Raw genomic sequence first — 10,364 nt, 5'->3', positions numbered from 1 at the left:
CCTTGGTCTTTGCTTCTGTTTAGACCCATTCCAGCCCTGCGGCAAGAAATTAGTACCGTACCGTACGGTACAGGCATGGGCATGGCAAAGCCGGATGGGCGAGGCACGGCGGCGCTATTGCTCGTCCTCGCGCAGCCGATCGGTGGCGCGGCGCTCCTTCTTGGTGGGCCGCCCTGTCCCCAGCGGGCGCGGGGCAATGGCCGCGTCATAGGGGGAAAGCTCGGCCTTGGGCGGCGCGGGCGGAGACAGGTCCTCGTAAAGGCCCTGGGCTTCGCTGGCCGGGCCGCGCCGCGTGCCGCAATCGATAATCCGCCACACCAGGATGCGCCCATGCAATTGCATGGTCAGCACGTCGCCCGCCCCGATCCTGTGATCGGGGCGGGCGGTGCGTTCGGAATTGACGCGGATGGCGCCGGTTTCGATGAGCTTTTGCGCCAGCGTGCGCGATTTGATCGCGCGCGAGAAGAAGAGGAACCGGTCGAGCCGTTCCTTGCGGATGGGTTCGGCAGCCCCGCCCAACGCCTATTCCGGCTTGCGGTCGCGCAGGGCGGCCAGCTTGGCGAAGGGGCTGTCGGGATCGAAGGCCTTTTCCTTGCGCTCCTCGCGCGGACGCTCGAAGCGGGGCCGGTCGTCGCGCGGCTTGTCGAACTTGCGCGGCTTGCCCTCATGGCGCGCCTTGGGGTTGAGATGCTGGGCCTTGGACAGGTCCTGCACCTCTCCGGGCGGCCGGCGCTTGGCCTGGGGCCGCTGGCGCTGCTGCCCTTCGCCCTCGGGACGGCGGCGGTTCTCCTGCCGGCGCGTGTCGGGCCGGCGGCCGGCGGGCGACCAGATTTCATCGAATTCCGGCCCGGCCGGGGTGGCGGGTGCTTCGGCCTCGGCGACCGGAGCTTCCTCGGCAACGCCGTCTTCAGCGGCGGCCTCCGCCCCTTCGGCAGCCGGAGCTTCGGCAGGGGCGACCTCCGAAGCAATCTCCGCAACCGGAGCCTCCGCCACGGCCTCGGCGGGAGCCTCGAGGGCCGGCGTTTCGGCCTCGGGAGTTTCCACCACAGGCGTTTCCACCACAGGCCTGGGCACGCGCTTCACGCGATAGCCCAGCGAGGTGAGGATGGAGGCGAAATCCTCGCCCGAGCAGCCCAGGAGGCTGGTCATTTCCACGGTGACGCGGAAGCCGTTCCCCTCGGCGGCGCCGGCGGGTAATTCGCCCTGATAGGGCCGGCTGGCGTCGAGCGCGATCAGGGGTCTGATGATGTCGGCCAGGCGCTCCAGAATATCGATGCGCACGGCGCGGCTGCCGGCCACCTTGAAGCCGGCGATCTCGTAGAGGCGCTTGTCCACTTCCGCATCGACCACGAAGGAGGTGCGGCCCGAAAGCACGATGTGGGGAATGTCGGTGACGCCGGGCTGGCGCACCCCGCCATTTTTCAGCGCGAACAGGATCAGTGCCAGCTCGCGCGGAGCGGGCTTCAGGGACAGCGGCACATAGATGTGATAGGCGCCGAACTTGATGCCCAGCTTGCGCATCTTGCCGCGCACATCCTGGTCGAGCGTCTTGACCTCGTCGGCCACCTGCGCGCGGGGGATCACCCCCAGATGCTCGTAAAGCTGGAAGGCGATGCCGCGCGCCGGCCCTTCCAGGTCGGCGGGCGCTTCCAGCGCCATCACCGGCTCGAGCACCGTGTTGATGTGGTGGCGCAGCCACAGGCCCAGCCGATCCTGCACGCGTTCGAGATCGGTCCCGGTCAGCGATTCATCGGCCAGCATCAGGATGCGCGGGCGATACAGCGCATCGCCCTCCACCAGCTCGGCGACGATATCCCCCTTCCAGCGCAGCCGCCCGTCGGTGGCCAAAACGAACTCCTCATTGGGCGCGCCGGCCAGCCGGTCGGCCCGATTGCGGATTTCGGGCGCCACCACCTGGTCGGCGGCGGCACGCAGCCCCTTGATGTCGGCGTCGCCTTCATTGCGCGCCAGGGTGAAGCGGAAGCCTTCGAGCGTGCCGATGAGATGGCCTTCCAGCCTTACTTCGCCACGCTCATTGATCTCGGGAGATACCATACGTTTGTCTTTCAGGTGACGAAGCAGCACACTCGTGCGCCTATCGACGAACCGCTGGGTGAGGCGCTCATGCAGGGCATCGCTCAGGCGGTCTTCAATGTCTCGGGTCTTTTCGCGCCAATGTGAAGGGTCTGCAAGCCAGTTTTTGCGGTTGGCAACGAAGGTCCAGGTCCGAATCTGCCTGATCCGGTTGCTGAGCGTATCGATGTCGCCATTCACATTGTCGCAAAAGCGGACCTGCTCGGCAATCCAGTCCGCATCGACCCGGCTGCGCTTCACCAGATCGGTATAGATGCGGGTGACGATCTCGCCGTGATTGGCCGGGGAAATGCCCTGATAGTCGGGAATCTGGCAGCATTCCCACAACAGCCGCGCCCCATCCAGCCCGCGCGCCAGTTTTCCGGCCTCGTTGCGGGCCAGGAACTCCAGCGCCTGCTGGTCGGTGGCCATGGGCACGCGGGTGAGGCTCTTGTGCTCGGGAGACTGCTCGAGGCTGTTGCGCAGCGCCTCGATGGAGGAATAATCCAGCCGATTGTTGCGCCATTGCAGCACCTGCACCGGCGCGAAATCATGGGTTTCGAGCGCCACCACCAATTCTTCGTCGAATTCGGCGGTGCCTGCGGTAACCCCGAATGTGCCGTTGCGCGCATGCCGCCCCGCCCGTCCGGCGATCTGGGCCAGCTCGGCCGGCGTCAGCGCCCGGCTGGTATGGCCGTCGAACTTGCTGTCATCGGCGAAGGCGACGTGGTGGATATCGAGATTGAGCCCCATGCCGATGGCGTCGGTGGCCACGAGGAAATCGACATCGCCATTCTGGTAGAGCGCCACCTGGGCATTGCGCGTGCGCGGGCTCAGCGCCCCCATCACCACGGCGGCCCCGCCGCGCTCGCGCCGGATCAATTCGGCAATGGCATAGACCTGCCGGGCCGAGAAGGCGACGATGGCCGAGCGCGCCGGCTGGCGCGACACCTTGCGCGAACCGGTATAGGTGAGGTGGGAAAAGCGCGGCCGCTCGACGATATCGGCATGCGGCAGCAGCCGGCGGATGACCGGCTCCATGGTCGAGGCGCCCAGCAGCAGCGTCTCCTGGCTGCCCCGGGCGTTCAAAATCCGGTCGGTAAAGACGTGACCGCGGTCGAAATCGGTGGCCACCTGGATTTCGTCGATGGCGACGCAATCGACGCGGATATCGAGCGGCATGGCCTCAACCGTGCATACCCAATAGCGCGGCTTGGCCGGCACGATGCGCTCCTCGCCCGTCACCAGCGCCACCGCCCCCTCGCCCACCCGCTCGACAATACGCTGATAGACCTCGCGGGCGAGCAGGCGTAGCGGCAGGCCGATCATCCCGGTGGGGTGGGCCAGCATCCGTTCGATGGCAAAATAGGTCTTGCCGGTATTGGTGGGGCCAAGGATCGCCTTGACGCTCTGGGGGGGCACGAAACTCATCGCCCCCTATCTAGGCGCTCCCGCGCCCCGATGCGAGGGCCTGTCCCGCGATCGGACAGGCTTTGCCCCTATTTTGCCACGCCGGTTAACGCCACGAACAGGACGCGAACAAACCGGCATCGAATCGGCGCGAATCGGCCAATCCGCTTTTGTTCTCCTCAAGCTCTGGTGGCTGCTGGATGCCAGAAACCACAAGGCCGGCGGGCCCGGGCGGATCGAGCCGCGAAAACCGTTCAGCTTCGTTAGAAACGGGTTAATTTGCGCCGCCGGGGCCTGTTGATGAGCGAAGGGTAAAGACCTCTGGCCCAAAGTTTTTTCGCTCATTGAGAATTGGCGGGCCGGAATGCGGGACTTTGACGGGCCCGCATTGGCAAAAAACCCCGTTGACGTGCCGGAATGGAACAGAAACGGCGAAAAAGCGCTGCATTCCCATTTCGGGACGGCCTGTCCGGCGGCGCCCTCGCCGTATTTACCAATGGACCGAAACCGGAACGAACGGGGAAGGAATCGCGGCAGAATCACGGATGCCGCTTTGTTCACCCCCAAGCGCTGGTGGTTCTTGCCGCGCGGCACACAAGCCGGGCGCAAAACTAGGCCGAAACCGGCTGCCCCGATATACCTTGGTCACCAAAGGGTAAATTTCCTCGTCAACCGGGCGAATCTTGTCGCCCCGTTACGCCGGCAGGACTGCCGGGGCGCGCGCCCGTTAACCGCACCGCGCCGGATTTACGGCGCACTCACCGGGCCGGATTGGCAAAAAAGCCGTTGACCGTCCCGCCTTGGGACGCCGGCGCTCGGTTTTCGGCGCCTTTGCGAACCGCAAGATTGTTGCCGCTTTTGCGGGAAACGCTCCTACTGGCGCAGATTGGTGAGCACCATGGACAGATCCCCCATATTGGTGCCGATCAGCACGCGATAGGGGATGAAATAGCCGCTTTCGCCCAGCGGCGCGTACCAGATGATGATGCGTTCGCTTTCGGCCAGGTAAGAGGTGATTTCCGAGCTGGTGAAATGGCCCGAAATCGGCTCGTAGCGCACCGAGCAGGCAATGACCGGTCCCTGATAGCCGGTGCGCGGCGAGGTGGCCTCGTCGGTGCTGGCATAGTTCATGGCGACATTGAAGCGCTCCACCCCGGTGAAGATGGTGGCGCGGCGCTGGCAGAGGCCCTTGTCGAGCCCATTGCCCCTGAGCACGAAGGCAGAGAGAAAATCGCCCACGCCATTGAGATGGCGACGCTCGATCGGCACCCGGTCGTAATTGTCCAGGATCGGCGGCTCCACCCGGAAGGCGGTGACGTTGCGGCCCAAAAAGCTCACATCCACGGTGAAGGTCTCGCCCTGGGCCCGGGTTTCGAGATCGAACTTGTCCGATACCAGCCCCTGTCCGTTGGAGCGGCCGGTGGAGGTGGCCTTGGCGGTGCCGCTGGCCACCAGCGTTCCAAGCCCCGCCACATTGGCCGAGAGGTCCATGCGATAGCGGCCGGCGCTGTCCTGCAGGTCCACATTCATGGCGGCGATATTGATGCCCCCCAGCGTGAGCACATAGCTGGCGCGCGCCTCCAGGGGCGCCGCCAGGGCCGGCTGGCAGGAACAAAGGGCCAGGGCGGCCAGAAGGGAGCGGGACAATTTGGACAAGGCGATGCAATCTCTGCGCTGGCGGGCGCGAATCAGCCCGCCCGCTGAAATTGCCCGCCCGATTCGGCCCATGCAAGGCGCTCGCGGGCCTTTGAGGCCGGCCTTGGCTTGACGACCCGCCGCCTTTTCTCTAAAGAGCCGGCAGATTTCAACACAATCGAGGCCCGTCGCGGGATTTCCCGCCACGTGAGGACCTTTACACAAACAGGATCTGAATCAATGGCTCGTCGCTGCGAACTCACCGGCAAGGGCGTCATGGTTGGCAACAACGTCTCGCACGCTCTCAACCGCACCCGCCGCCGCTTCCTCCCCAATCTGCTGAACGTGACGCTGATGTCCGAAGCGCTGAACCGCTCGGTCAAGCTGCGCATTTCGGCTGCTGCCCTGCGCACGGTCGAGCATCGCGGCGGTCTGGACGCGTTCCTGCTCAAGGCCGACGACGCCGACCTGTCGCCCCTGGCCCAGGGCATCAAGAAGGAAGTCCGCGCCGCCCTCGCGGCCTGATCGGTCTTTTCCTCGCTATCGAATTCAGCCGCGTGGGTTTTCGCCCGCGCGGTTTTGTTTTTGGGGGAAGCATCATGCTTTCCACCGCTGTCGCCCCGGAGCAAGTCCGGGACGACATCGGGGATGGGGCATGGCAGGGGCCGACAATTCCGCTTTGCCCCATCATCCCCCCGTGATAGGCACGGGCTTTCCCGCTGCCCCGGTCTGTTGCCGGTCCGCAGCCTTTCAGAGGTGCATTCCGATGCTAGCTCGCTTTCTGGTGGCCATTGCCGCCATGGTGGCCATTGTGGCCGCGTCCAATTTCCTCGTGCAATTCCCGGTCGATGCCGATCTGGGCGGCGTCCATATCGGGGACATCCTCACCTGGGGCGCCTTCACCTATCCGGTGGCTTTCCTGGTCACGGACCTGTCCAACCGCACCTTCGGCCCGGCCCGGGCCAGGCTGGTGGTGGTGGCCGGCTTCATCGTCGCCGTGGCGCTCTCGGTCTGGCTGGCCACGCCGCGCATCGCTATTGCCTCGGGCAGCGCCTTCCTCGTCGCGCAGCTGCTCGACATTTCCATCTTCCACCGCCTGCGCGACGCGGCCTGGTGGCAGGCCCCGATGGTATCATCCCTGTTCAGTTCGGCGCTCGATACGATGATCTTCTTTTCGCTGGCCATGGCGCCGGCCTTTGCCGGCATCGACCTCGCCTTCGGGCTGGAGGATGGCTCGCTGGGCTTTCCCGCGCCCCTTCTGGGCGTGGGGCCGCAGGTGGAGCTCTGGCAATCGCTGGCGCTGGGCGATTTCTCGGTCAAGCTGGTCATGGCCGTGCTGATGCTGGCCCCCTACAAGGCCGTGCGCGACCTGGTGCTGCGCCATATGCCGCTGGCGGCATAGGGCGCTTTTATTTATCCGCTTTTCCGAACCGCAAGACCGTTGCCACTTTTGCTGGAAACGCTTTATTCGGCCAGGGCGAATTCGAGCAGCAGGGTGCGCTGCCAGTCGTTGAAATTATTGTCCGAGCCGATGAGGATGCGCGTTTCCCCATTGGGGGCCGTATGCACGGCCATGGCTTCCATATTGTCGATGGAGCCGCCGGTGGCGCTGAGCAGAAGCTCGCCTTCCATGGTGGTGCCGGGACGGACATCGGCGGCGGGAACCCGGCGCAGATTCATCACGAAAGCCAGCATGGAAACGCCCCGCTCCAGCACCAGCAGGTCGCCATTGGGCAGGAAGGCGCATTCGGTGGGATTGACCACCGGCGTGCGCCGATAGGAAATCGGGCCCTTGTCGCGCTGGCCCAGCAGCCAGCCGCGATGATTGCCCGCCTCGTCCCAGGCCTCCTCGGTGAGCAGCAGGGTCGAGCCGGCAATGGGGGAAGCGGGCGGGGCGATGCAGACCGCCTCCAGCGAGCGGTTGGTGCGCAGGGCCGAGAGCCAGTCGGGAATGGCCACTTCCCGCGCCGGCCCGCCCGGCCGCCCATCGACCAGGGCGAAATCGGCCACCCGCGTCAAATTCTCGAAGCCCACCCGCACCGCCACCGGCTGGCCGTTGCGATAGACCGTATCGACGCTTTCGGCATCGCGCGTGAACTGGCGCGGCAGCACCTCGCCCTGCGAATTGCGCATCGGCTCGATGCTGACCCCGATGAAGCCGAACAGCCGGCCGGCATCGTCATAGGCCAATTGCCCGGAAACGAAATGCCCCCGATCGGTGACGAAGACCGCCTCCTGTCCCGGCCCGGGCATGGCCAGGCCAGACAGCCCCCCTAAGGTGTCGTCGGGGCTGGTCAGGGTCATCCCGCCGCGAAAGATCATCTTGTCGACCTGCTGGTCGACCCCGACATCGCGGAACTGGGTGACGGGCGCGGCATTGACCGAAACCTCGGCCGCCCGAACGGACAGGCTCCCCGCCAGCACCGCAACCGCGATTGCAGCGAGGCGGCGGCTCACCGTCGCGCCCTCCGCCGCGTCTGGGCGGGCATTTCCTCGTCGAACAGGGCGGCCAGCTCGTCGGTCAGCGCCCCGGCCAGCTCCTCGGCATCGAGCAGGGTGACGGCGCGCCGATAATAGCGCGTCACGTCATGGCCGATCCCCACCGCCACCAGCTGGATGGGCGAGCGCGTCTCGATATCCTCGATCACCTGGCGCAGATGGGCTTCGAGATAATTGCCGGCATTGACCGACTGGGTGCTGTCGTCCACCGGCGCGCCATCGGAAATCACCATCAGGATGCGCCGCTGCTCGGGCCGCGCCATCAGGCGCTTGCGCGCCCATTCCAGCGCTTCCCCGTCGATATTTTCCTTGAGCAGCCCCTCGCGCATCATCAGCCCCAGATTGCGGCGGGCATGGCGCCAGGGCTCGTCGGCGCCCTTGTAGATGATGTGGCGGATATCGTTGACGCGGCCGGGATTGGCCGGCCGGCCGGCTTCCAGCCAGGCTTCGCGGCTCTTGCCGCCCTTCCAGGCGCGGGTGGTGAAGCCCAGGATTTCCACCTTGACCCCGCAGCGCTCCAGCGTGCGCGCGAGAATATCGCCGCAGATCGCCGCGATGGTGATGGGGCGGCCGCGCATCGAGCCGGAATTGTCGATCAGCAGCGTCACCACCGTATCACGGAAATCGGTGTCGTTCTCGACCTTGAACGAGAGCGCCTGCATCGGGTCGGTGACGACGCGGGTGAGGCGGGCGGTGTCGAGCAGCCCCTCTTCGAGGTCGAACTGCCAGCTGCGGCTCTGCTTGGCCATCAGGCGCCGCTGGAGCTTGTTGGCCAGCCGCGCCACCGCGCCGGCCAGGCTTTCGAGCTGCTTGTCGAGCAAGGCGCGCAACTGGTCGAGCTCGTCGGGCGGGCACAATTCGGCCGCCTTGACGATCTCGTCGAACTTGGTGGTGAAGACCTTGTAATTGAACTGGTTGGAAAGCTGGGTGCCGCCATCCTTGGCCGGCGGCGGCATCGGCGCGTCCTCGCCGGCTTCGGCGGAGGCGTCCTCCTCGCCCTCGGCCATCTCCGATTCCAGGCCCTCGACGTCCCCGGCCTCTTCGCTTTCGCCCGCCTGTTCGTCCTGCTGGCTCTGCTGGCTGTCGTTCTCGCCCTCGCCCTGCTCGGGAGACTGGTCGGCGCCCTCGCCCTTGTCCTGCTCGCTGTCCTCGCCCTCGTTTTCCTCCGAATCGTCGGGATCGTCCAGCTCGCTGTCGGGCACCAGATTGAGGTCGCGCAGCAGCAGCTTGGCGGCCTGGCTGAATTTTTCCTGGTTCTCATAGAGATCGAGCAGGGTTTCGAGCGACTTGCCGCCCTTCTCCTCGATCTCGTCGCGCCACAGATCGACCAGCGCATGGCCCGAAGGCGGCACCGGCACGCCGGCGAGTTTTTCGCGCAGCAAAAGCCCCAATGCCTCGGCGATGGGCGCATCGCCCCTCTCGTTCACCTCGGCGAAATTGGCGCGGAACAGCCGGTCTTCCAGCATTTCGGAGATATTGCCCACCATGCCGGGCATGCGCACGCAGCCCAGCGCCTCGACGCGTGCCTGTTCGAGCGAATCGAAGGCCGCCCGCGCCACCGGGTCCATCGGCGCGCGCTTGCGGTGGGTGTCGGGATCATGGCTGGCCAGGCGCATGGCCATGGCGTCGCCCTGCCCACGGGCGATGGCGATGTCGCGGCGCGTCGGCAGGCGCGGCAGATTGGCCAGCCGCGCCTTGTCGGCGGTCAGCAGCGGCCGGTCGGCGGTGAAGCTCACCTCCAGCTCCGGCGTCCCGCCAATGGCGCGCACCGTGGCGCCCATGGCGCTCTTGAACACCTGGGTGTGGTCGGGCTTGTTGGCTTTGCTGCGCGGTGGTTGTGCCATTGTCATGCTCGTCGGTCGGGGAAAGCCCCCTCACCCGCCGCTCCGCGGCGGCCTCTCCCCCAAGGAAGAGGCAGGAAACGCCGAACCCCCTCCACCTCTCCCTTGGGGGAGAGGTCGGCCCGAAGGGCCGGTTGAGGGGCCTTGATCCTACGCCATCACCGCCAGATTGGCGGAGCTTTCCGGCAGGTCCTCACCGAAGACGCGCTGGTAGAACTCGGCCACCACGGGACGCTCCAGCTCGTCGCATTTGTTGAGGAAGGTCAGCCGGAAGGCAAAGCCGATATCGCCCCCGAAGATCTGCGCGTTCTCGGCCCAGGTGATGACCGCGCGCGGGCTCATGACGGTGGAAAGATCGCCATTGATGAAGGCCTGGCGGGTCAGATCGGCCAGCCGCACCATGTTGGCGACCAGCTTCTTGCCCTTTTCGGTCTCGCCATAGGCTTTGTTCTTGGCCAGCACGATCCCCACTTCCTTGTCATGGGGAAGATAGTTGAGCGTGGTGACCAGGCTCCAGCGGTCCATCTGGCCCTGATTGATCTGCTGGGTGCCGTGATACAGCCCCGAAGTGTCGCCCAGCCCGATGGTATTGGTGGTGGCGAACAGGCGGAACGAAGGATGGGGGACGATGACGCGGTTCTGGTCGAGCAGGGTCAGCCGGCCCGACTGCTCCAGCACGCGCTGGATCACGAACATCACGTCGGGACGCCCCGCGTCATATTCGTCGAACACCAGGGCGATATTGTTCTGCACCGCCCAGGGCAGGATGCCGTCGCGGAATTCGGTGATCTGCTTGCCATCCTTGAGCACGATGGCGTCCTTGCCGACAAGGTCGATGCGGCTCACATGGCTGTCGAGGTTGACGCGCACCAGCGGCCAGTTGAGGCGGGCGGCGACCTGCTCGAT

At 65.8% G+C, this 10,364-nt stretch carries 8 protein-coding genes; 2 read left to right on the top strand and 6 right to left on the bottom strand.

Annotated features, from left to right (window positions below):
• Nucleotides 1–114: 114 nt before the first annotated feature.
• The 3 genes from VDP82_RS08215 to VDP82_RS08205 form a co-directional block, all read right to left on the bottom strand.
• Nucleotides 115–519: an RNA-binding S4 domain-containing protein gene (locus tag VDP82_RS08215; protein WP_323014365.1), complete on the bottom strand. Its 405-nt coding sequence runs from the start codon at nt 517–519 to the stop codon at nt 115–117.
• Between the two features lie 3 nt (nt 520–522).
• Nucleotides 523–3,504, bottom strand: coding sequence for a helicase-related protein (locus VDP82_RS08210; RefSeq protein ID WP_323014364.1), 2,982 nt, complete (start codon nt 3,502–3,504; stop codon nt 523–525).
• Nucleotides 3,505–4,356: 852 nt separating this feature from the next.
• Nucleotides 4,357–5,139, bottom strand: coding sequence for a DUF3108 domain-containing protein (locus VDP82_RS08205; RefSeq protein ID WP_323014363.1), 783 nt, complete (start codon nt 5,137–5,139; stop codon nt 4,357–4,359).
• Between the two features lie 219 nt (nt 5,140–5,358).
• Here VDP82_RS08205 and rpmB point away from each other — a divergent pair, with 219 nt between their 5' ends.
• Entirely contained in the window at nt 5,359–5,643 is a 285-nt protein-coding gene (gene rpmB, locus VDP82_RS08200; protein ID WP_323014362.1) for a 50S ribosomal protein L28, read from the top strand.
• A gap of 241 nt (nt 5,644–5,884) precedes the next feature.
• Nucleotides 5,885–6,520: a VUT family protein gene (locus VDP82_RS08195; RefSeq protein WP_323014361.1), complete on the top strand. Its 636-nt coding sequence runs from the start codon at nt 5,885–5,887 to the stop codon at nt 6,518–6,520.
• Between the two features lie 62 nt (nt 6,521–6,582).
• On the opposite strand, the gene VDP82_RS08190 is transcribed toward VDP82_RS08195, so the two are convergent.
• The 3 genes from VDP82_RS08190 to VDP82_RS08180 all read right to left on the bottom strand — a co-directional run.
• Nucleotides 6,583–7,575, bottom strand: coding sequence for an esterase-like activity of phytase family protein (locus VDP82_RS08190; protein ID WP_323014360.1), 993 nt, complete (start codon nt 7,573–7,575; stop codon nt 6,583–6,585).
• On the bottom strand, nt 7,572–9,461 hold the full coding sequence (gene cobT / locus VDP82_RS08185; RefSeq protein ID WP_323014359.1) for a cobaltochelatase subunit CobT: 1,890 nt from the start codon (nt 9,459–9,461) through the stop codon (nt 7,572–7,574). Before cobT ends, VDP82_RS08190 begins: the two co-directional genes overlap by 4 nt.
• A gap of 147 nt (nt 9,462–9,608) precedes the next feature.
• Nucleotides 9,609–10,364: AAA family ATPase (locus VDP82_RS08180; protein WP_323014358.1), on the bottom strand; the 756-nt coding region annotated here is incomplete at its 5' end.

It is taken from the genome of Devosia sp. (assembly GCF_034675085.1).
Taxonomy (GTDB): Bacteria; Pseudomonadota; Alphaproteobacteria; order Rhizobiales; family Devosiaceae; genus Devosia.
This window is presented reverse-complemented; position numbering and strand designations above follow the sequence as displayed.